General features: G+C 71.8%; 22 protein-coding genes. 10 read left to right on the top strand and 12 right to left on the bottom strand.

The window, feature by feature from the left end; genetic code table 11:
• Nucleotides 1-57: 57 nt before the first annotated feature.
• Together ACS3YM_RS14410 and miaA are read right to left on the bottom strand one after the other, a co-directional pair.
• Nucleotides 58-576 carry a dihydrofolate reductase family protein gene (locus ACS3YM_RS14410; protein ID WP_439937120.1) on the bottom strand — a complete coding sequence of 173 codons (519 nt, stop codon included), beginning with the start codon at nt 574-576 and terminating at the stop codon, nt 58-60.
• A gap of 48 nt (nt 577-624) precedes the next feature.
• Complete coding sequence (miaA, locus tag ACS3YM_RS14415) at nt 625-1,539, bottom strand: tRNA (adenosine(37)-N6)-dimethylallyltransferase MiaA (RefSeq protein ID WP_439937121.1); 915 nt, start codon at nt 1,537-1,539, stop codon at nt 625-627.
• A 77-nt stretch (nt 1,540-1,616) separates the two neighbouring features.
• On the opposite strand from miaA, the gene ACS3YM_RS14420 reads away from it, so the two are divergent.
• From ACS3YM_RS14420 to ACS3YM_RS14435, 4 genes are all read left to right on the top strand, one after another.
• The gene (locus ACS3YM_RS14420; protein WP_439937122.1) at nt 1,617-1,838 is read left to right on the top strand and encodes an antitoxin; all 222 of its coding nucleotides are present in this window, start codon (nt 1,617-1,619) and stop codon (nt 1,836-1,838) included.
• Nucleotides 1,839-1,870: 32 nt separating this feature from the next.
• On the top strand, nt 1,871-2,332 hold the full coding sequence (locus tag ACS3YM_RS14425; RefSeq protein ID WP_439937123.1) for an NUDIX domain-containing protein: 462 nt from the start codon (nt 1,871-1,873) through the stop codon (nt 2,330-2,332).
• A gap of 77 nt (nt 2,333-2,409) precedes the next feature.
• Nucleotides 2,410-2,703, top strand: a complete 294-nt coding sequence (locus ACS3YM_RS14430) for a hypothetical protein (RefSeq protein WP_439937124.1) — start codon at nt 2,410-2,412, stop codon at nt 2,701-2,703.
• A gap of 208 nt (nt 2,704-2,911) precedes the next feature.
• Nucleotides 2,912-3,865, top strand: a complete 954-nt coding sequence (locus ACS3YM_RS14435; protein WP_439937125.1) for a hypothetical protein — start codon at nt 2,912-2,914, stop codon at nt 3,863-3,865.
• Between the two features lie 157 nt (nt 3,866-4,022).
• On the opposite strand, the gene miaB is transcribed toward ACS3YM_RS14435, so the two are convergent.
• Entirely contained in the window at nt 4,023-5,522 is a 1,500-nt protein-coding gene (gene miaB / locus ACS3YM_RS14440; protein WP_439937126.1) for a tRNA (N6-isopentenyl adenosine(37)-C2)-methylthiotransferase MiaB, read from the bottom strand.
• Nucleotides 5,523-5,582: 60 nt separating this feature from the next.
• Between miaB and ACS3YM_RS14445 the strand changes: the two genes are divergently transcribed.
• The 5 genes from ACS3YM_RS14445 to ACS3YM_RS14465 all read left to right on the top strand — a co-directional run bounded on the left by ACS3YM_RS14445 (nt 5,583) and on the right by ACS3YM_RS14465 (nt 9,525).
• A complete protein-coding gene (locus ACS3YM_RS14445) occupies nt 5,583-6,080 on the top strand; it encodes a 2'-5' RNA ligase family protein (protein ID WP_439937127.1) in 498 nt (165 codons plus the stop codon).
• A 59-nt stretch (nt 6,081-6,139) separates the two neighbouring features.
• Nucleotides 6,140-6,916 (top strand): amino acid ABC transporter ATP-binding protein, encoded by a 777-nt coding sequence (locus ACS3YM_RS14450; protein ID WP_439937128.1) that lies wholly within the window; start codon nt 6,140-6,142, stop codon nt 6,914-6,916.
• 88 nt (nt 6,917-7,004) lie between these two features.
• Nucleotides 7,005-7,895 (top strand): glutamate ABC transporter substrate-binding protein, encoded by an 891-nt coding sequence (locus ACS3YM_RS14455; protein ID WP_439937129.1) that lies wholly within the window; start codon nt 7,005-7,007, stop codon nt 7,893-7,895.
• 89 nt (nt 7,896-7,984) lie between these two features.
• On the top strand, nt 7,985-8,674 hold the full coding sequence (locus tag ACS3YM_RS14460; RefSeq protein ID WP_439937130.1) for an amino acid ABC transporter permease: 690 nt from the start codon (nt 7,985-7,987) through the stop codon (nt 8,672-8,674).
• Nucleotides 8,671-9,525 carry an amino acid ABC transporter permease gene (locus tag ACS3YM_RS14465; protein ID WP_439937131.1) on the top strand — a complete coding sequence of 285 codons (855 nt, stop codon included), beginning with the start codon at nt 8,671-8,673 and terminating at the stop codon, nt 9,523-9,525. Before ACS3YM_RS14460 ends, ACS3YM_RS14465 begins: the two co-directional genes overlap by 4 nt.
• Nucleotides 9,526-9,560: 35 nt before the next feature.
• Here the strand turns inward: ACS3YM_RS14465 and ACS3YM_RS14470 are convergent, their stop codons facing one another.
• The 3 genes from ACS3YM_RS14470 to ACS3YM_RS14480 form a co-directional block, all read right to left on the bottom strand.
• A complete protein-coding gene (locus ACS3YM_RS14470) occupies nt 9,561-10,037 on the bottom strand; it encodes a hotdog fold domain-containing protein (protein WP_439937132.1) in 477 nt (158 codons plus the stop codon).
• Between the two features lie 9 nt (nt 10,038-10,046).
• The gene (locus ACS3YM_RS14475) at nt 10,047-10,622 is read right to left on the bottom strand and encodes a hypothetical protein (protein WP_439937133.1); all 576 of its coding nucleotides are present in this window, start codon (nt 10,620-10,622) and stop codon (nt 10,047-10,049) included.
• Between the two features lie 76 nt (nt 10,623-10,698).
• Entirely contained in the window at nt 10,699-11,511 is an 813-nt protein-coding gene (locus ACS3YM_RS14480; RefSeq protein ID WP_439937134.1) for a trans-aconitate 2-methyltransferase, read from the bottom strand.
• A 182-nt stretch (nt 11,512-11,693) separates the two neighbouring features.
• Between ACS3YM_RS14480 and ACS3YM_RS14485 the strand changes: the two genes are divergently transcribed.
• Nucleotides 11,694-12,179 (top strand): MarR family winged helix-turn-helix transcriptional regulator, encoded by a 486-nt coding sequence (locus ACS3YM_RS14485; RefSeq protein WP_439937135.1) that lies wholly within the window; start codon nt 11,694-11,696, stop codon nt 12,177-12,179.
• Between the two features lie 3 nt (nt 12,180-12,182).
• On the opposite strand, the gene ACS3YM_RS14490 is transcribed toward ACS3YM_RS14485, so the two are convergent.
• From ACS3YM_RS14490 to rsmI, 6 genes are all read right to left on the bottom strand, one after another.
• Nucleotides 12,183-14,048 carry an ABC-F family ATP-binding cassette domain-containing protein gene (locus ACS3YM_RS14490; RefSeq protein WP_439937136.1) on the bottom strand — a complete coding sequence of 622 codons (1,866 nt, stop codon included), beginning with the start codon at nt 14,046-14,048 and terminating at the stop codon, nt 12,183-12,185.
• Entirely contained in the window at nt 14,048-14,953 is a 906-nt protein-coding gene (locus ACS3YM_RS14495; RefSeq protein WP_439937137.1) for a 4-(cytidine 5'-diphospho)-2-C-methyl-D-erythritol kinase, read from the bottom strand. The genes ACS3YM_RS14490 and ACS3YM_RS14495 overlap by 1 nt, the downstream gene beginning before the upstream one ends.
• A complete protein-coding gene (gene rsmA / locus ACS3YM_RS14500) occupies nt 14,950-15,831 on the bottom strand; it encodes a 16S rRNA (adenine(1518)-N(6)/adenine(1519)-N(6))-dimethyltransferase RsmA (RefSeq protein WP_439937138.1) in 882 nt (293 codons plus the stop codon). The genes ACS3YM_RS14495 and rsmA overlap by 4 nt, the downstream gene beginning before the upstream one ends.
• A gap of 99 nt (nt 15,832-15,930) precedes the next feature.
• Entirely contained in the window at nt 15,931-17,082 is a 1,152-nt protein-coding gene (locus ACS3YM_RS14505) for a transglycosylase family protein (protein ID WP_439937139.1), read from the bottom strand.
• A gap of 255 nt (nt 17,083-17,337) precedes the next feature.
• Complete coding sequence (locus ACS3YM_RS14510; protein WP_439937140.1) at nt 17,338-18,231, bottom strand: TatD family hydrolase; 894 nt, start codon at nt 18,229-18,231, stop codon at nt 17,338-17,340.
• On the bottom strand, nt 18,218-19,048 hold the full coding sequence (gene rsmI, locus ACS3YM_RS14515) for a 16S rRNA (cytidine(1402)-2'-O)-methyltransferase (protein ID WP_439937141.1): 831 nt from the start codon (nt 19,046-19,048) through the stop codon (nt 18,218-18,220). The genes ACS3YM_RS14510 and rsmI overlap by 14 nt, the downstream gene beginning before the upstream one ends.
• Nucleotides 19,049-19,085 lie beyond the last annotated feature (37 nt).

The raw sequence follows: 19,085 nt of genomic DNA on the forward strand, positions 1-19,085 counted from the left end.
GAGCCTTCACCCTGCCCCCACCGCGGCGACCCTGTCCACGCCCTGCGGGGCGGTACGTCAGCGCACGACGGAGTAGCGACCGCACATGAAGTCGTGGTTGCGGGCGACCTCCTCGAGCCGCAGCTCGACGTGGCGCGGCAGCACCGGTGCGCCGCTGCCGAGGGTGACGGGGGCGTACTGGAGCCACACCTCGTCGAGGAGCCCGGCGTCGTGGAACTGCCCGACCAGGTCTCCCCCGCCGACGACCCAGAGGTCCTTGCCGCCGGCAGCCTGGGTCATCTCGTCGTGGACCCGGCGGACGTCGTCACGGGCGAAGCGCACGCTCGCCGGCGCCTCGGGGAAGCTCCGGTGCGTCATCACCCACGTCGGCAGCGGGCCCCACGGGTCGTCGTCGTGGTCGAGGATCCACTGCCAGGTGGTCGCACCCATGACGCACGCCCCGAGCCGCTCGCGGAAGGCGGGATAGGCCATCGGGCCCTCGTTGTCGATGTCGCGCGAGGTGAGCCAGTCGAGGTCGTGGTCGTCGGTCGCGATGAAGCCGTCGAGCGTGCAGCCGCTGTAGTAGATGGTCGCCATCTCGACACCTTGGCACCGACCACCGACATCGCGCTTGATCGATCTCGGCTACTTCTGCAACGCCTCGACCGCCGCGACCGCCTTGTCCACGCGGTCGGGGTCGTCGTGGGCCACCCACACGATGCGCGGGTCCTTGCGGAACCACGAGTCCTGGCGGCGGGCGAAGCGGCGGGTCGCGGTCTTCGTCTGCTCGATCGCCTCGGCGAGCGTCCGGTCCCCCGCCAGGAAGCCCATGACCTCGCGGTAGCCGATCGCCCGCGACGCGGTCCGGCCCTCCGCGAGACCCCGCGCGAGCAGGGCCTCGACCTCCTCGACGAAGCCGCTCGCGAACATGTCGTCGACCCGGGCCTCGATCCGGGCGTCGAGCGTCGGCCGGTCGATGTCGACCCCGACCTGCACGGTCAGCGGGTCGGCGTACTCCAGGCGCGGCAGGCTGGCGCTGAACGGACGACCGGTGAGCGCGATCACCTCGAGGGCTCGTACGACGCGGCGCCCGTTGTCGGGCTGGATCTGCGCGGCCGCCTCCGGGTCGACGCCTGCCAGCCGCTCGTGCAGCGCCGGGCTGCCGACGCGCTCGAGCTCGACCTCCAGCTCGCGACGCAGCGAGTCGTCGGTGCCGGGGAACTCGAAGCGGTCCACGATCGCGCGGGTGTAGAGCGCCGATCCGCCGACCAGGACAGGGGTCGCGCCGCGTGCGCGGAGGTCGTCGACGGCGTCGCGCGCCCAGCCCTGGAACAGCGCCACCGTGGCCGGCTCGGTGACGTCGAGCAGGTCGAGGAGGTGGTGCGGGATGCCGCGCCGCTCCGCGACCGGGAGCTTGGCGGTGCCGATGTCCATGCCCCGGTAGACCTGCATCGCGTCGGTGTTGACCACCTCTCCCCCGAGCCGCTCGGCGAGGCGGAGGCTCAGCCCCGTCTTGCCCGACGCCGTGGCGCCGACGAGCGCGACGATGGGCAGGGGCATGGCCCCCATCCTCCCAGCAGGCCTAGATTGGCGGGAGGTCCCACCCGCGGGGGTGGGCGCGAACCGAGGAGCGAGCCATGAGCTTCCTGGACAAGGCCAAGGCCAAGCTCACCAAGGCGGTCGACGACCACGGCGACAAGATCGCCGGCGGGATCGACAAGGCCGGCGCCATGGTGAACGAGAAGACCGGCGGCAAGCACGCCGGCAGGATCGACCAGGCGACCGGCAAGGCGCGCGACGCCCTCGACTCGCTGGACGGCAAGAACGACGACATCGGGCCCGGGCCCACCGCCCGCTGAGCAGCACCCGGTCCCGGCCTAGGGTCGGTCGCGTGACCGACCGCTTCGTCCTCGTCCCGGCCTCCTACGTCTACCTCCTCCGCGACGGGGCCAGGGGCACCGAGGTGCTGCTCCAGCTGCGCAGCGGCACGCCCTACATGGACGGGCACTGGGCAGCGGCCGCGGCCGGGCACGTCGAGCGGGGCGAGACGGCGTACGACGCCGCGCGCCGCGAGGCCGCCGAGGAGCTCGGCGTCACCGACGTCGGGCTCGAGTTCGCGTTCACGATGCAGCGCACCCAGCACGCCGAGGCGATCGACGAGCGCGTCGACTGGTTCTTCACCGCCCGCTCGTGGTCGGGCGAGCCCCGGATCGTCGAGCCCCACAAGGCCGCCGAGATCCGGTGGTGCCCGCTCGCCGAGCTGCCCGAGCCGATGGTGCCGCACGAGGCGCACGCGCTCGCCCACCTCGGCAGCGGCGCGGCGTACCTGACGTTCGGGTGGGACGAGCGCTGAGCCTCGTACCGCCCCTCCGGGGGTGGTCAGGGCACCATGGGGGCGACACGATCGTGCATTCACCCAGGGAGGGAAACATGCAGAACGACGACCTGAGCCCGATGCCGACCCCCTTCACCGAGGAGCCCGAGCTGCAGCCGGGCGGCGCGGACGCGCTCGAGGAGGACCCCGCCGACCTCGGCCTCGGCCGCGACCTCAGCCCCGAGGACAACCCGGCCGTGGACGACGTCCTCCCGGACGAGATCTCCGAGCCCGACGACAAGCCGCAGGCCCCCGAGGGCAAGGCCGACGACGCCGAGTCCGGCACCACCGAGGACGACCCCTCCGCCGGCCAGGAGGCCGAGGACGGCTCCGCCGAGCCTCCCGCCTGACCTCCACGCCGCACGCCTGTCGGACGTCGACGCTCGTGTCGTCGCACGTCTCGCCGCTCGTCTGTCGCGATCCCCGGGTACCCGGGGATCCCGACAGCAGTGTGGTCCCCGTGACGTGGCATCCGCGTCACGAAGACCGCGTAGTGCTCCTCCACAGATCGGCTTCGCCCCGTGGCAGGGGCCTGCTGCACCCGTCACGATCTACGGCATGGCCCCAGGTTCGTACGCCGACCTGCTCTCGCTGCAGTCGGGAGTGATCGCCCGACGCCAGCTCACCGAGCGGGGTGCCCCGCCGCACGAGCTCGAGCGGCTGCTCCGCAGGCGCGACCTCGTCCGGGTGCACGAGGGCGTGTTCCTCAGCCACACGGGTACGCCGACGTGGCTGCAGCGGGCGTGGATCGGCGTACTCATCGCGTGGCCGGCCGCCCTCGCCGGCGACAGTGCCCTGCGAGCGGCCGACGGGCCGGGGAAGTCGGGCCGCGACGACTCCCTGATCGAGGTGGCGGTCCACCGGGACCGGAGGGTCCGGATGCCGAGCGGCTACCGCCTCCACCGGGTCGCCGGGCTGGGCACCAAGGTCATGTGGAACACCAGCCCGCCGCGCGTCCGGGTCGAGGAGGCGTTGATCGACGTCGCCTCCACTGCGCGCGACGACTTCGCGGCGATCTCGGTGCTGGCCGACGCGATCCAGGCCCGGCGCACCCTGCCGTCGCGGATCCGTGAGCGCCTCGACCGCCGTCCCCGGATCCCACGGCGGGAGTTCCTGTCCGGCGTGCTGACCGACCTGCAGCACGGCACGTGCTCGGTCCTCGAGCACGGCTACCTCACCCTCGTCGAACGGCCCCACGGCCTCCCCACCGCCAACCGCCAGCTGCGCGGCTCGGCCAACGGGCCGGTCTTCCGCGACGTCGCGTACGTCGACTTCGACCAGCTCGTGGAGATCGACGGTCGGCTCTGGCACGACAGCCCCGCCGCGCGCGACGCCGACCTCGATCGCGACCTGCTCGCCGCGATCGAACGGCTGGGCACGGTGCGGGTCGGGTGGGGTCAGGTGTACGACCGACCGTGCGCGACGGCCGCCCGCATCGGGGCGCTGCTCCAGGCGAGGGGGTGGCAGGGCGGGCCGACGACCTGCCCGGACTGCCTTCCGCTGGCGAGCTGAGCACACTGCGGTTCTCGTGACGTGGATGTCACGTCACCAGGACCGCACTCCTGTCCGTTTCCCCGGGTACCCGGGGATCGCGACAACAGCGACAACAGGACCAAACGAGGACCAAACGAAACCCCACGAGGACCAACGCGAGGCAGGAACCCGGAGCTCAGCCGCAGGCGGGAGTCGGGGGGAGGGGGGCGGGCACGCCGACTGCCGGCATGCCGAGCCCGACGGAGGAGGCGGCGGGCGGTGCGGACGTACGCCGCTCCCAGGCGTCGCCGGCGCGGGTACGGCGTACGGACCGGATCGGCAGGTCGGCGACGAGGTGGTGCGGGGCGGCGTAGGTGATCTCGACGGTCACCATGTCGCCCGGCCGCACGGAGTCGGCCTCGACCGAGGAGAAGTCGGCGGCGAAGTGCACGAGCCGGTTGTCGGGCGCGCGTCCGGACAGGCGCTTGGTCGCAAGATCCTTGCGGCCCTCGCCCTCGGCGACCATCAGCTCGACGGTGCGGCCGACGAGCGCCTTGTTCTCGGCCCAGGAGATCTCCTCGACGACCTCGACGAGCCGCTGGTAGCGGTCCTTGACGACCTCCGGCGGGACCTGGTCCTCGAGGACGGCGGCGGGGGTGCCGGGACGCTTGGAGTACTGGAAGGTGAAGGCGGCGGAGAAGCGCGCGGCGCGCACCACGTCGAGGGTGGCCTGGAAGTCCTCCTCGGTCTCCCCGGGGAAGCCCACGATGATGTCGGTGGTGATCGCCGCGTCAGGGATCGCGGCCCGGACGCGCTCGATGATCCCGAGGTACTTCGACTGGCGGTAGGACCGGCGCATGTCGCGCAGCACCTTGTCGGAGCCGGACTGCAGGGGCATGTGCAGCGACGGCATCACGTTGGGCGTCTCGGCCATCGCCTCGATGACGTCGTCGGTGAACTCGGCCGGGTGCGGCGAGGTGAAGCGGACCCGCTCGAGGCCGGGCACGGAGCCGCACGCGCGCAGCAGCTTGGAGAACGCCTGGCGGTCGCCGAACTCGACGCCGTAGGCGTTGACGTTCTGGCCCAGCAGGGTGATCTCGGTGACGCCCTCGGCGACCAGCGCCTCGACCTCGGCCAGGATCTCGCCGGGGCGGCGGTCCTTCTCCTTGCCGCGCAGCGCCGGCACGATGCAGAACGTGCACGTGTTGTTGCAGCCGACCGAGATCGACACCCACGCGGCGTAGGCCGACTCGCGCTTGGTCGGCAGGGTCGAGGGGAAGACCGAGAGCGACTCCAGGATCTCGACCTGGGCCTCCTCCTGCACCCGCGCCCGCTCCAGCAGCACCGGCAGCGAGCCGATGTTGTGGGTGCCGAAGACGACGTCCACCCAGGGCGCCCGCTTCGTGATCGTGTCACGGTCCTTCTGGGCCAGGCAGCCGCCGACGGCGATCTGCATGCCGGGCCTGGCGGCCTTGACCGGGGCGAGCTGGCCGAGGTTGCCGTAGAGCTTGTTGTCGGCGTTCTCGCGCACCGCGCAGGTGTTGAACACGACGACGTCGGCCTGCGCGTCAGCAGGAGCCCGGACGTAGCCCGCGTCCTCGAGCAGCCCGCTGAGGCGCTCGGAGTCGTGGACGTTCATCTGGCACCCGTGGGTCTTGACCTCGTAGGTGCGGGCGGTGGCTTCGGCAGTGCTCATGGCCGCTCAAGCGTACGGCGGCGGGCGGGGGCCGCGGCAATCGCGACCTAGGCTCCCGCCATGCCCCGCATGCACGCGCTGGAGCTGCTGCCCGACGAGGCCGGCTGCGACGTCGTACGCCGTGACTGGCAGGCCCTGCGCGACGCCGGGCTTCCGTCCCAGCTCGACCACCGCGGCGCGACCAACAGCCCGCACGTCACGGCCGTCGCCGCGCCGGTGCTCGGGCGGGCGGAGGAGGACCTCGCCGTGGAGCTGCTCGGGCCGTTGCTGCCGACCGACGTGCGCGCCGCTGGGATCGCCCTGCTGGGCGGGCACCGGGTCTCCCTGGTGCGGCTGCTCGACGCGCCCGACACGCTCGTACGAGCGGTGCTCGACCTCCGCGGCCGGGTGGACGGCGTGCAGCACACCGGGTGGCTGCCGCACGTCACGTTGGCGCGGCGCCTGGACCGGGCCGACGTACCTGCTGCGCTCGATGTGCTGGGCCACGCCGACGTGGTCCTGTCGTTGACCACGGTGCGTCGCTGGGATCCCGAGAAGGGAATCGTCACCACACTGTGATGACCCGTCCGGGCCATGGGCGATAGCCCGAAGGGGTCGCGTGGCGCTAGGTTTCGCCTATGACCGCGCAGGAAACGGCACCCGTCAGCGCCGGCCGTGGCGAGCCCCTCGTCGTGCTGAGCGACGTCCAGAAGCACTTCGGACAGCTCCACGCCCTCAAGGACATCGAGCTGACCGTCAAGCGGGGTGAGGTCGTGGTGATCATCGGCCCGTCCGGCTCGGGCAAGTCGACGCTGTGCCGCACGATCAACCGCCTCGAGACGATCGACGAGGGCACCATCACCCTCGACGGCCAGCCGCTGCCGCAGGAGGGCAAGGCCCTCGCAGCGCTGCGGGCCGAGGTCGGCATGGTCTTCCAGAGCTTCAACCTCTTCGCGCACAAGACGATCCTCGAGAACGTCACCCTCGGCCCGATCAAGGTGCGCGGGATGAAGAAGGAGGCCGCGGACCAGAAGGCGCGCGAGCTGCTCGACCGCGTCGGCGTGGGTCACCAGGCGGAGAAGTACCCCGCCCAGCTCTCGGGCGGCCAGCAGCAGCGCGTCGCGATCGCCCGGGCGCTCGCGATGGAGCCCAAGGTGATGCTCTTCGACGAGCCGACCTCGGCCCTGGACCCGGAGATGATCAAGGAGGTCCTCGACGTCATGGTCGACCTCGCCGAGCAGGGCATGACGATGATCGTCGTCACCCACGAGATGGGCTTCGCGCGCACCGCCGCGGACCGCGTCGTGTTCATGGCCGACGGCGCCATCGTGGAGGAGAACACCCCCGAGGAGTTCTTCACCAACCCGCGCTCGGACCGCGCCAAGGACTTCCTCGGCAAGATCCTCAAGCACTGACCGCTCCACCCACGCACTCGGGACACGCAGCACTCCATCCCCAGAACCACCCGACGGCCTCGGAGCCGGCAACCGAAGGAGAGCAAGGATGAGATTCATCAGGACCAAGGCGATCCTCGCCACGGCGGGATTGGCCCTGTCACTGGCAGCCTGCGGCGACGCCGGCGACGACGGTGGCGAGGCCACCGAGGTCGAGGTGACCGAGAACGCCGCCGACAACTTCGACGACGGCACGGCGATGAAGGAGTTCGCCGACTCGGGCGAGATCACCATCGGCGTGAAGTTCGACCAGCCCGGCATCGGCTTCAAGGGTGCCGCGGACGACATGCCGAAGGGCTTCGACCCCGAGATCGGCAAGATCCTCGCGGCGTCCCTCGGCATCGCGCCGGAGGACATCACGTGGAAGGAGACGATCTCCGACAACCGTGAGCCCTTCCTGGAGGAGGGCGAGGTCGACCTCGTCATCGCGTCGTACTCCATCACCGACGAGCGCCGCCAGGTCGTCGGCCAGGCCGGCCCCTACTACGTCACCGGCCAGCAGCTGCTCGTCGGCTCCGACAGCGACATCGAGAGCCTCGAGGACGTCAAGGGCAAGGAGGTGTGCTCGGTCACCGGGTCCACCTCGCTGGAGAACATCAAGGCCGAGGGCGCGAAGCCGCGCGGCTTCGACACCTACTCCGAGTGCGTCGACCAGGTCCTCAGCGGCACCGTGGACGCGATGACCACCGACGGCGCGATCCTGCTGGGCTACGCCGCCGAGCACCCCGACGAGCTCAAGGTCGTCGTCGACCCGTTCTCGGAGGAGCGCTACGGCGTCGGCTACAGCCTCGACAAGCCCGAGATGTGCCAGTGGATCGTCGACACCATCAAGAAGGCGGAGGACGACGGCGACTGGGCCGCCGCGTTCGAGGCCACCCTCGGCCAGTCGGGCGTCGACACGCCCGAGCCGCCGGAGATGGACGAGTGCCCGGCCGCCTGACGCCGGACCACTCCGCCGTCAGCTAGAACCACCGTCGGACGCCGGCGGGCCGCGTGCCCGCCGGCGTCCAGCAGAGAGGAGCCCGCCGCATGGACGCGGTGTTCTCGAACTTCGACGACTACCTCAAGGCCTTCGGTCTCACCATCGGCCTCTTCGTCGTCTCCGGCATCGCCTCGTTGATCTGGGGCACGATCCTCGCGGTCCTCCGGGTGGGTCCGGTCTCGATCCTCAACAAGGCGGCGGCTCTCTACGTCACGCTCTTCCGCAACACGCCGCTGCTGATGATCTTCATCTTCATGGCGATCGCGATGCCCGTGCTCGGCTACAACTTCAAGTTCGTCGAGGACGTCGAGATCGGCGGCTGGAACGCCTCCGCCTTCTTCGTCCGCGCCTGCATCGCCCTGACGCTCTACACCTCGGCCTTCGTGTGCGAGGCGATGCGCTCGGGCGTCAACGCCGTGCCCCTGGGGCAGGCCGAGGCCGGTCGCGCGATCGGGCTGACCTTCTCCCAGTCGATGCAGCTGGTGGTGCTCCCCCAGGCCGCTCGGGCCGTGGTCCCGCCGCTGACCAGCGTCCTCATCGCGCTCATCAAGAACACCTCCATCGCGGCCGCCTTCGGCATCGCCGAGGCAGTCGCCACGATGCGGGCCCTGACCAACAACAACGCCGACCAGCGCACCGGCATCTTCATCGCCTTCGCCATCGGCTACATCGTCATCGTCGAGGTGGTCGCCCTCGCCTCCTACGCCCTCGAGCGCAAGGTACGGGTGGCCCGATGAGTGCCTCAGTCCTGTTCGACGCCCCCGGCCCGAAGGCCGTCGCCCGGCACCGGACCTACAGCATCGTCAGCATCCTCGTGCTGGTGGCGCTCGTCGCCTTCGCCGTCTGGCGCCTCTACGACCGCGACCAGCTCGACTACGCGCTGTGGGAGCCGTTCGTCACTCCCAAGTACCTCGAGTTCATCCTCGTCGACGGGCTCCTCCAGACCCTCAAGATGGCGTTCTTCTCGATCATCTTCGCCGTGGTGATCGGCCTCGTGCTCGGCATCGGCAAGCTCTCCGACCGCGGCTGGATCCGCTGGCCGGCCTGGCTGGTCGTGGAGTTCTTCCGGGCCGCGCCCGTGCTGCTCCTGATGGTGTTCGCGTTCTTCCTGCTCTCCATCGGCAACGGCCCGCTCAGCCCCTTCTGGTGCGTCGTCATCGCGCTGACGCTCTACAACGGCGCGGTGCTCGCCGAGGTGTTCCGCGCCGGCATCAACGCCGTGCCGCAGGGCCAGTCGGAGGCGGCGTACGCCATCGGCATGCGCAAGTCGCAGGTGATGACCACCGTGCTGCTGCCGCAGGGCGTGAAGATCATGCTGCCCTCGATCATCAGCCAGATGGTCGTGGCGCTGAAGGACACGAGCCTCGGCTACTACATCACCGCCCCCGGTCTGACCGCGGTCGGCAAGCCCCTCTACCTCGAGTTCGGCAACCAGGTGCCGACCGCCATCGTGATCACGGGCATCTACGTGACGATCAACCTGATCCTCACCTGGATCGCCACCGTCCTGCAGAAGCGGCTCGTGGGCGAGAAGAAGATGCTCGACGTGCCGATGGTCGGCGACGCGCAGTCGGGGCGGGCCGTCTAGCTCCTCGGGGCGCCCTCGAGCGTCGACACGCGTCGCTACGCTCCCCGCTTCTCGGTCACCCAGAGCCGGATGACGCCCTCGACCACGACGGTCCCGTCGGTGCGCACCCCGCGCACCCGGACCGGCAGGTCGTGGCCCTCGCCGACCTCGGCGGTCCACTGCTCGGGGTCGGTCTCGGCGATGCAGGTGATGTCGGAGTCGGCCTTGGCGGTGTAGGCGACCTCCATGCCCTTCGGGATCCAGCGCCGGTCGCGCGGGATGGTCGCCTCGGCGAGCGCGCCCATCGCCGCCTCGAGGCCGTTGCACAGCGCGATCGCGTGGACGGTCCCGATGTGGTTGTGCACGCCGCGGCGCTTGCGGATGACGAGCTCGGCACGATTCGGCTCGACCACGGTGAAGCGCGGCCGGATCGTGGCGAAGTAGGGGGCCTTCTGGCTGAAGGCGATCGAGAAGACCCGGTCACCCAGGGGCAGCGCGGAGGTCTTCTTCCAGAGGTCGAGGACGGCAGGCATGCCGCGACATTACTCGTGAGTAACCAACCACGCCAGTACCTGCTCGGCCGTCTCGTCCGCCGAGAGGTCGCTGTTGTCGATGACCAGGTGCGGCCACCGGGCGAGCAGCCGCTCCCCCGGGCCGTCGCTGCGGGCGTCCGAGGTCATCCGGTATCCCGCCTCGAGCTCGCGGACGTTGTTGTCCGACCACTCCAGGTCGCGCTTCGACTTCTTCTCGGCCAGCCGGTGCTCGGTGCGGTTGCGGACCAGGCGGGTGTCCAGGTCGGCCACGAGCTCGACGACCGCCACGTCGTCGCCGTACGGCGAAGCGAGCCGCTCGAGGTAGTCGGCCTCGGCCTGCTCGTCCATCCCCATGACGAACGTGAAGACGAGGTCGGTGCCCGACGCCGCCGCCTCCTCGACGACCCGTCGCCGCACCTCGCTGTTGAGCGTCCGGAACGGCGGCGTGCCGTAGTCGAAGACGTCGAGCAGCATCTCGATCGAGTGGTGGTTGTGGAACAGGCGGAAGTCCGAACGGTCGGCGATCGCGCGCCCGACGGTCATCTTGCCGACGGCGGGCGGGCCGAGGATCAGCAGCAGGGGCACGCGGTGATCGTGCCCGAAGCGCGGGGGCGTGCGCACCCGCATTGCGCCTGGCGAGCCACCATGTGGTGCGGCCGCATCAGTCCGCCGCCCGTACGGCGTCGCGCGCGGGCTTGTGGGCCACCGCGAAGATCCGCCGGAACGGCATCACCACGCGCCCGGCCGCGTCCGGCGGGTAGGCCTCGCGCAGCAGCGTGCGGAACTCCTCCTCGAAGAGCGGGCGGAGGTCGTCGGGGAGCGCCTGCAGCGTGGGCCGCGCCCCGGTGCCGGAGACCCAGCCGAAGACGGGGTCGGGGCCGGTGAGGACATGGAAGTAGGTCGTCTCCCACACGTCGACCTCGCACCCGAGGTCGACCAGGACGCGCAGGTAGACCTCCGGCGCGTGGCTCGCGGGCACCGCGACGTCGCGCACGTGCTCCGCGTAGGGCGCACGGTCGGCGATGTCAGTGCGGATGGTGTGGCTGGGCTCGTCGAAGTTGCCGGGGACCTGGAAGGCCAGCCAGCCGCCCGGCGCGAGGCGGTCGACGAGGGCCGGGAGCAGCTCGAGGTGCTCGGGAAGCCACTGGAGGGTCGCGTTCGAGACCAGTACGTCGACCGGCCCCCGCAGCGCGAGCGGGTCCGGGCGGGCCCAGTCCCGCAGGTCGGCGACCTCCCACCTCACCCCCTCGACCTCGCGCGCCGCGTCGATCATCTCGGGGCTGCTGTCGACGCCGGTGACGTCGGCACCGGGCCAGCGGTCGGCGAGGAGCGCGGTGAGGACGCCCGGGCCGCACCCGAGGTCGACCACGGTGCGCGGCGTCTCGGCAGGCACCCGGGCCAGCAGGTCGACGAAGGGCCGCCCCCGCTCGTCGGCGTACGCTAGGTAGCGGTCGGGGTCCCAGGTGTGGCTCATGTCGTCCTCCTCCTGCCCTCGGGGTAGTCCACCTGGAAGTGGCTCCGGGAAGCCAGTCTGCTCGACCGGGACCCGGTGGACTACCCATGGAATTATCTTGATGTCGAGACACCACACCTTCCAGACGAAGCATCTCGATGTCAAGATTCTCGACCGATCCCGCCATCTGGCAGGATGTCGTCATGCGCGACGAGGTGGACGACCTGGTCGAGGCCTGGGGACGCGAGCGAGGCGACCTCGACCTCGCCCCCGTCGAGGTGTTCTCGCGGATCAGCCGGCTCGCGCGCCACCTCGACCTCGCCCGCCGTGACGCCTTCACCGCGCACGGCATCGAGTCGTGGGAGTTCGACGTGCTGGCCGCGTTGCGCCGCGCCGGAGCGCCGTACGAGCTCTCCCCCGGCCGCCTGCTGCGCGAGACCCTCGTGACCAGCGGCACCATGACCAACCGCGTCGACCGGCTCACCGGCCGCGGCCTCGTCGAGCGGCTGCCCGACCCGCACGACCGTCGCGGGGTGCTGGTGCGGCTCACCGCCGAGGGCAAGGCGGCCGTCGACGGCGCCTTCGAGGCCCTGCTCGCGGCCGAGGCCGACCTGCTGGCCGACCTCCCCGACAAGCAGCGCACCCAGCTGGCCGGGCTGCTGCGCTCGCTGCTCGCGCCCTTCAGCTGACGCCTACTCCACGGCCTCGGAGGCCTCGAGCCACTCCATCTCCAGCTCGTCCTTCTCCGCCGCGAGCTCGCCGAGCTGCTCGCCGACCCGCGCGAGCAGGTCGTAGTCGCTGAGGTTGGCCTCCATCTCGGCGTGCAGCTCCGCCTCCCGTACGGCGATGCGCTCGAGCTGCTTCTCGACCCGGGCCAGCACCTTGCGGGCGGCGCGGTCCTCCGCGCTGCCGGGCCGCGCCTTCGGCGAGGGTGGCGGCACACGACCGTCGTCGCCCGAGGGTGGCGGCACACGACCACCGTCGGCGCCAGAAACGTGTCGTGTGCCGCCAGGGTCGGCTGCGGACTGTCGTGTGCCGCCACCCTGGGGGGCAGCCGACGGGGCCAGCAGGGCGGCGCGCCGCTCGAGGTACTCGTCGACCCCGCGCGGCAGCATCGAGACCTGGCCGTCGCCGAGCAGTGCCCAGACCGAGTCGGTGACCCGCTCGAGGAAGTAGCGGTCGTGCGAGACCACGACCAGCGTCCCGGGCCAGCTGTCGAGGAAGTCCTCGAGCACGTTGAGGGTGTCGATGTCGAGGTCGTTGGTCGGCTCGTCGAGCAGCAGCACGTTGGGCTCGGTCAGCAGCAGCTTGAGCAGCTGGAAGCGCCGCCGCTCGCCGCCGGACAGGTCGCCCAGCCGTGCCGTCAACCGGTCGCCGGTGAAGCCGAAGCGCTCGAGGAGCGACGTGGCGGTGAGCTCCTGGCCGTCGAGCGTCCTGGTCACGCGGCGGATCGACTCGACGGTCGGCAGCACGCGTGCCTCGGGGTCGATCTCGTCGAGCGCCTGCGTGAGGTGCTGCATCTCGACGGTCCGGCCCTGCTTGACCCGCCCGACGTCGGGGGGGAGCGCCCCGGAGATGAGCGAGAGCAGCGAGGTCTTGCCGGCGCCGTTGACCCCGACGATGCCGATCCGGTCGCCTGGCCCGATCCGCCAGGTGGCGTGGTCGAGCAGCTTGCGCTCGCCGCGCGAGAGGTCGACGTCCTCGATGTCGATGACGTCCTTGCCGAGCCGCTGGCTGGCGAAGCGCTGCAGCTCCATCCGGTCGCGCGGCTCCGGCACGTCGGTGATGAGCGCGTTGGCGGCGTCGATGCGGAACTTCGGCTTCGACGTACGCGCCGGGGCGCCGCGCCGCAGCCAGGCGAGCTCCTTGCGGGCGAGGTTCTGCCGCCGCGTCTCGGTGGCGGCGGCCTGGCGCTGGCGCTCGGCCTTGGCGAGGACGTACGCCGCGTAGCCGCCCTCGTAGGAGTCGACCGCGCCGTCGTGCACCTCCCACGTGGTCTGGCAGACCTCGTCGAGGAACCACCGGTCGTGGGTCACGACGATGAGCGCGCTCGGCAGGCTGACGAGGTGGGAGGCGAGCCACGCGACGGCCTCGACGTCGAGGTGGTTGGTCGGCTCGTCGAGCACGATCAGGTCGTGCCGCGACAGCAGGAGCGCGGCCAGTGCGCAGCGGCGGCGCTCGCCGCCGGAGAGGCCCACGACGGCACGGTCGAGCGTGACGCCGGCGAGCAGCTCCTCGACGACCTGGCGGGTGGTCGGGTCGGCCGCCCACTCGTGGTCGGCGCGTCCGCCGAGCACGGCCTCGCGGACGCTGTGGCTGTCGACGAGCTCGTCGCCCTGGTGGAGGTAGCCGATCTCGACGCCGCGGGTGCGCGAGACCCGACCGCTGTCGGGCTGCTCGATCCCAGTCATCACCTCGAGCAGGGTGGTCTTGCCGTCGCCGTTGCGCCCGACCACACCGACCCGCTCGCCCACCGAGATGCCGAGGGAGACGTTGTCGAGCAGCGGCCGGACGCCGTAGGACTTCGAGACGCGCTCGAGGTTGATGAGGTTGGCCATCACGCACCGACCACGACGTGCGCGCCGGCGACGGGGCCGGTGGCGGTCAGGACGACGTCGCGACCCGAGCCGGCGAGCCCGGCCGCGGTCTCGCGCGCGCCTTCGGCGGAGTCGCAGAGGAAGACGACGGTCGGCCCGGACCCGCTGACCATCCCGCGCAGCGCGCCCTCGGCCTCACCGAGCGCGATGAGGTCGCCCAGCTCGGGGCGGAGGTCGATGGCAGGCTCCTGGAGGTCGTTGTGCAGCGCGCGCGCCAGGCGCAGGGGCTCTCCGGTCGCGAGGGCGGCGAGCAGCGGCTCCGCGGAGGCGGGCACCTCGGGCGCGTCCGGGCGCAGCTCGTCGAAGTGGCGGTAGACGGCCGGCGTCGACAGGCCCTCGGTGGCCGGCACCGCGACCCACCACCACGCGCCCGGGTCGTCGACAGGCGTGACGAGCTCGCCGCGGCCCACGCCCCGCGCCGTACCCCCGACCAACGAGAACGGGATGTCGCTGCCGAGCTCGGCGGCGAGTCGCAGCAGGTCGTCGTCGGAGGTGCGGAGGTCCCAGAGGCGGTCGCAGGCGACCAGGGCGGCCGCCGCGTCGGCCGAGCCTCCGGCCATGCCCCCGGCGACCGGGATGTCCTTGCGCACCTCGAACGCGCCGTTCGCCGGGCGGCCGGCGTGGGCGGCGAGGAGCCGTGCGGCGCGCAGCACGATGTTGTCGGGTCCGTCGGGTACGCCGGCGGGGTCGATGTGGTCGGCCACGCGCGTGGTGAGCGTCAGGTCGTCGGCGGGCGCGAGCGTGAGGTCGTCGTGGATCCCGATCGCCTGGTAGACGGTGTCGAGCGGGTGGAAGCCGTCCTCGCGGACGCGGCCGACCCCGAGGTGCAGGTTGATCTTCGCGGCCGCCCGGACCGTGACGGTCACTGGGCCCCTGCCGCGGCGAGGCCCTCGGCGATCCGGGCGAAGTCCTCGACCGTGAGCACCTCGCCGCGCGCGGTCGGATCGACCCCGGCGGACTCGAGGGCGGCGGTGGCGACCTCGGCCGATCCGGCCAGCCCCCGCAGCGCGGCGCGCACCTGCTTGCGGCGCTGCGCGAAGGCGGCGTCGACCACGGCGAAGACCTGCTCGCGGGTGGCGGTGGTCCGCGGCGGCTCGCGGCGGGTCCAGGCGACCAGGCCCGAGTCGACGTTGGGCGCCGGCCAGAAGACGTTGCGCCCGATCGCGCCGGCACGGCGTACGTCCGCGAACCACCTCGCCTTCACGCTGGGCACGCCGTAGGTCTTCGACCCCGGGCCTGCGGCGAGCCGGTCGGCGACCTCGGCCTGCACCATGACGAGGCCGCGCTCGAGCGACGGCAGCAGCGTCAGCAGGTGGATCAGCACCGGCACGGAGACGTTGTAGGGGAGGTTGGCCACCAGCGCGGTGGGCGGCGGGCCGGGCACCGCGTCGATGCGCATGGCGTCGGCCAGCACGACCTCGAACCGGTCCGCCTGCTCCGGGGCGTACGACCCGATGGTGGCCGGCAGCCGCTCGGCGAGGAGCGGGTCGACCTCGATCGCGATGACGCGCCGGGCCACCTCCAGCAGGGCCAGGGTCAGCGAGCCGAGGCCCGGCCCGACCTCGACCACGACGTCGTCGCCGGTGATCCCGGACTCGCGCACGATCCGGCGCACGGTGTTGGCGTCGATGACGAAGTTCTGCCCGCGCTGCTTGGTGGGGCGGAGGTCGAGGTCCGCCGCCAGCGCACGCACCTCGGCCGGCCCGAGGAGCCTCGGGCCGGCCGGGTTCGTGGTCATGGGCATCAGCCTAGTGGTCGCTGTAACGCCGGGTTGTGTGCTGTACCCACCGGGATGTACGGGGGTGGGTACAGGTAGTAACCCGGCGTTACAGCGAGCGGGAGATCAGCGGGGCAGGCCCAGCTTGGCCGCGCAGGCGGGCCAGGCGCCGTAGCCGCCGGAGGCGTCGCGGACCTTGGTCGCGATGGCGATCTGGGTCTCGCGCGAGGCGTTGCTCGGGAGCCCGGTGCCGCCGTAGGCCTGCCAGGTGCCCAGGTTGAACTGGAGGCCGCCGTAGTAGCCGTTGCCGGTGTTGATGGCCCAGTTGCCGCCGGACTCGCACTGCGCCAGGGAGTCCCAGACGGTGTTGCCGCCGGCGAAGTTGCTGGTGGCGGGCTCGGGCTTCTCCTTGGTGCCGACCCTCACGATCGTCGGCACGGCCTTGCGGCTGACCGAGGCCTTGACGACCTGGCGGGCGACGAGCTCGCCGTTGACGAAGCGGAGGCGGTAGGTGACGTTGCGGACGCCGTCCTTGCCGGACTGGACGACCTCCTCCTCACCCTCGTACATGCTGGCGTCCTCGCGCTCGACGACCGGCGCGTCCACGACCTCGCGCTTGACCTTCTTGGTCGCGATGCGGATGTCCTTGACGACGACCTTGTCGCCGTCGGTGATCTCGGTCTCGAGCGACGGGCTGACCTTGTCGTGCCGGTCGACCTCGAAGCCCATCGACTTCAGCACGTCGGCAACGGTGAGCGCGGTGACCTTGCGCTTCTTGACGTCCTTCGCCCCGAGCTTGATGTGCACGACCTTGGGCGTGACGACCTCGAGCGTGAGGCCCTTGCGACCGATGGACGAGCTGCGGCTCGAGGACAGCTCGGCGCCGGCGAAGCGGCGGCCGATCTCGCCGAGCGCGCTCGCGACGTTGTCGGAGTTGACCCAGTAGGTGTGGGAGTCGCCGTCGACGGAGAGCTCGAGCGGCCGGCCGAACTGCACGGCGATGGCCGAGCCGTCGGTGACGGTCTCGTCGACCGCGGGCGCGACGAGGTCCTTGTCCGTGACGTCGATGCCCTCGGAGGCCAGCACGTCACCGACCGTGTCGCCGATGGCGCTCACGTGGGTCGTGCGTCCGTCGAGGGTGAGGGTCACGTCCTTGCTGAGGGCGGCGTAGCCGACCGTCGTACCTGCGACGGCTGCCACGATGACGGCCACGAGGGTCGCCAGGAAGGCCCGTGAATTGAGCTTGGACTTGCTGAGCTGCGCGAGACGAGAGCGCACGATTCTCCGAACGTCGTACTCCCCGGGCCTCGGGTGGCAGCACCCCCCACCAGCGGTGCGCAGCACCCGGTGAGGGGGCGTACGACGTGCGAGCGGGGGTCTCGCGGAACCGGCCCGATCCGGTTCCAGGTGCTGCCGGATTCGCTCCCGATCCCGGCCAACAATCACAAGACGATAACGAAACGGGTCCGTGACGCAAACTCGCGACGGCAAAATCCGGCGAGACCCCGATCACGGAATCAGCTGCCGGCGGAGCTACCAGGTGCCTCCGAAGGCGGTCTCGGTGGTGGCGTCGACGGCCCGGCAGAGGTCCTCGAGGTCGACCTGCAGCACCTCGGCCATGGCCCGCACGGTGACCGGCACGAGGTAGGAGGCGTTGGGCCGACCCCGGTAGGGCGTCGGGGTGAGGTAGGGCGCGTCGGTCTCCACCAGCATCCGGTCGAGCGGCGTGATCGCGAGCGCCTCGCGCAGGGACGCGGCGTTCTTGAAGGTCACCGTCCCGGCGAAGCTGAGGTGCGCGCCGCGGTCCAGGCAGCGCCGCGCGAAGGCGGCGTCGCCGGAGAAGCAGTGCATCACCCAGCGCTCGGGCGCGCCCTCCTCCTCGAGGACCCGCAGCACGTCGTCGTGGGCGTCGCGGTCGTGGATCACCAGCGTCTTGTCGAGCCGCTTGGCCAGGTCGATGTGGCGGCGGAAGCTCTCCTCCTGCGCTGCCCGCCCGTCCTCCCCGGTGCGGAAGGTGTCGAGCCCGGTCTCGCCGATCGCGCGGACCTTGTCGTGGGAGGTGGCGAGCTGCTCGATCTCGGCCAGCGCCTCCTCGAGGGTGCCGGCGACCGCGTGCCGCGGCGCCTCGTTGGGGTGGAGCGCGACCCCGGCGACGAGGGCGTCGTGCTCGGCCGCGGCGGCCACCGCCCACCGGGCGCCCGGCAGGTCGCACCCGATCTGGACGATCCGCGGCACGCCGACGGCCACCGCGGCCGCGATGGCCTCCGACGTGGAGAGCCAGTCGCCGTCGGCGATGTCGAGGTGGCAGTGGTTGTCCACGACCGGGTGCGGCAGCGGCTCGGGCGCGGGCGGGCGCTCACGGTCGCGGCGGGCGCCTGACTTCTCCTCGGTCGCCGCTCGGGAGCGAGTCGGGTCACCGGTGGACAACGTCGTACACCTCCCGCTTGGGCAGCCCGGCGCGCTTGGCGACCTCGGCGATCGCCTCCTTGCGCGTCGAGCCGGTGGCCTCCAGCTCCGCCACGGCTGCGCGCAGCGAGCCGGGGTCGGTGGCCACGGCGGGCGCCCCGCTCGAGCCCTCGACCACGATCGTCACCTCACCCCGCACACCGTCGGCCGCCCACGCCACCAGCGACCCGAGCGGGCCGCGGCGTACCTCCTCGTGCGTCTTGGTCAGCTCGCGGCACACGGCGGCGGCGCGGTCGTCGCCCAGCGCCTCCGCCATCGCGGCCAGGGCGGCCTCGGTGCGGTGGGGCGCCTCGAAGAAGACCATCGTGCGTTCCTCGGTGGCGAGGGCGGCCAGGCGCCGGCCCCGCTCCCCCGCCTTGCGCGGCAGGAAGCCCTCGAAGCAGAACCGGTCGACCGGCAGCCCGCTGACGGCCAGGGCGGTGAGCACGGCGCTCGGCCCCGGCACGGCAGTGACGCGTACGTCGTGCTCGACCGCCGCGGCCACCAGCCGGTAGCCCGGGTCGGAGACGCTCGGCATGCCGGCGTCGGTGACCAGCACGACGCGGTCGCCGGCGAGCAGCGCCTCGAGCAGCGCAGGCGTGCGGGCCTGCTCGTTGCCCTCGAAGTAGGACACGACGCGACCCGACAGGGTGATGTCGAGGTCGGCGCACAGCCGCTTGAGCCGGCGGGTGTCCTCTGCCGCGACGACGTCCGCGCCGGAGAGCTCCGCGGCGAGCCGGGGTGGTGCGTCACCGGCCTGCCCGATCGGGGTGCCCGCGAGGACCAGGACGCCAGCCATGGTCCGATCATGTCAGGCCGGGATCGCGGGGCGAGGT

It is taken from the genome of Nocardioides sp. N13(2025) (genome assembly GCF_051912545.1).
Taxonomy (GTDB): domain Bacteria; phylum Actinomycetota; class Actinomycetes; order Propionibacteriales; family Nocardioidaceae; genus Nocardioides.

What these genes read in the sequence shown, in the direction of transcription:
- ACS3YM_RS14410 (WP_439937120.1), bottom strand. Translation starts at nt 576, where the DNA reads ATGGCGACCATCTACTACAGCGGCTGCACGCTCGACGGCTTCATCGCG.
- miaA (WP_439937121.1), bottom strand. Translation starts at nt 1,539, where the DNA reads ATGCCCCTGCCCATCGTCGCGCTCGTCGGCGCCACGGCGTCGGGCAAG.
- ACS3YM_RS14420 (WP_439937122.1), top strand. Translation starts at nt 1,617, where the DNA reads ATGAGCTTCCTGGACAAGGCCAAGGCCAAGCTCACCAAGGCGGTCGAC.
- ACS3YM_RS14430 (WP_439937124.1), top strand. Translation starts at nt 2,410, where the DNA reads ATGCAGAACGACGACCTGAGCCCGATGCCGACCCCCTTCACCGAGGAG.
- ACS3YM_RS14435 (WP_439937125.1), top strand. Translation starts at nt 2,912, where the DNA reads ATGGCCCCAGGTTCGTACGCCGACCTGCTCTCGCTGCAGTCGGGAGTG.
- miaB (WP_439937126.1), bottom strand. Translation starts at nt 5,522, where the DNA reads ATGAGCACTGCCGAAGCCACCGCCCGCACCTACGAGGTCAAGACCCAC.
- ACS3YM_RS14445 (WP_439937127.1), top strand. Translation starts at nt 5,583, where the DNA reads ATGCCCCGCATGCACGCGCTGGAGCTGCTGCCCGACGAGGCCGGCTGC.
- ACS3YM_RS14450 (WP_439937128.1), top strand. Translation starts at nt 6,140, where the DNA reads ATGACCGCGCAGGAAACGGCACCCGTCAGCGCCGGCCGTGGCGAGCCC.
- ACS3YM_RS14455 (WP_439937129.1), top strand. Translation starts at nt 7,005, where the DNA reads ATGAGATTCATCAGGACCAAGGCGATCCTCGCCACGGCGGGATTGGCC.
- ACS3YM_RS14460 (WP_439937130.1), top strand. Translation starts at nt 7,985, where the DNA reads ATGGACGCGGTGTTCTCGAACTTCGACGACTACCTCAAGGCCTTCGGT.
- ACS3YM_RS14465 (WP_439937131.1), top strand. Translation starts at nt 8,671, where the DNA reads ATGAGTGCCTCAGTCCTGTTCGACGCCCCCGGCCCGAAGGCCGTCGCC.
- ACS3YM_RS14470 (WP_439937132.1), bottom strand. Translation starts at nt 10,037, where the DNA reads ATGCCTGCCGTCCTCGACCTCTGGAAGAAGACCTCCGCGCTGCCCCTG.
- ACS3YM_RS14480 (WP_439937134.1), bottom strand. Translation starts at nt 11,511, where the DNA reads ATGAGCCACACCTGGGACCCCGACCGCTACCTAGCGTACGCCGACGAG.
- ACS3YM_RS14485 (WP_439937135.1), top strand. Translation starts at nt 11,694, where the DNA reads ATGCGCGACGAGGTGGACGACCTGGTCGAGGCCTGGGGACGCGAGCGA.
- ACS3YM_RS14490 (WP_439937136.1), bottom strand. Translation starts at nt 14,048, where the DNA reads ATGGCCAACCTCATCAACCTCGAGCGCGTCTCGAAGTCCTACGGCGTC.
- rsmA (WP_439937138.1), bottom strand. Translation starts at nt 15,831, where the DNA reads ATGCCCATGACCACGAACCCGGCCGGCCCGAGGCTCCTCGGGCCGGCC.
- rsmI (WP_439937141.1), bottom strand. Translation starts at nt 19,048, where the DNA reads ATGGCTGGCGTCCTGGTCCTCGCGGGCACCCCGATCGGGCAGGCCGGT.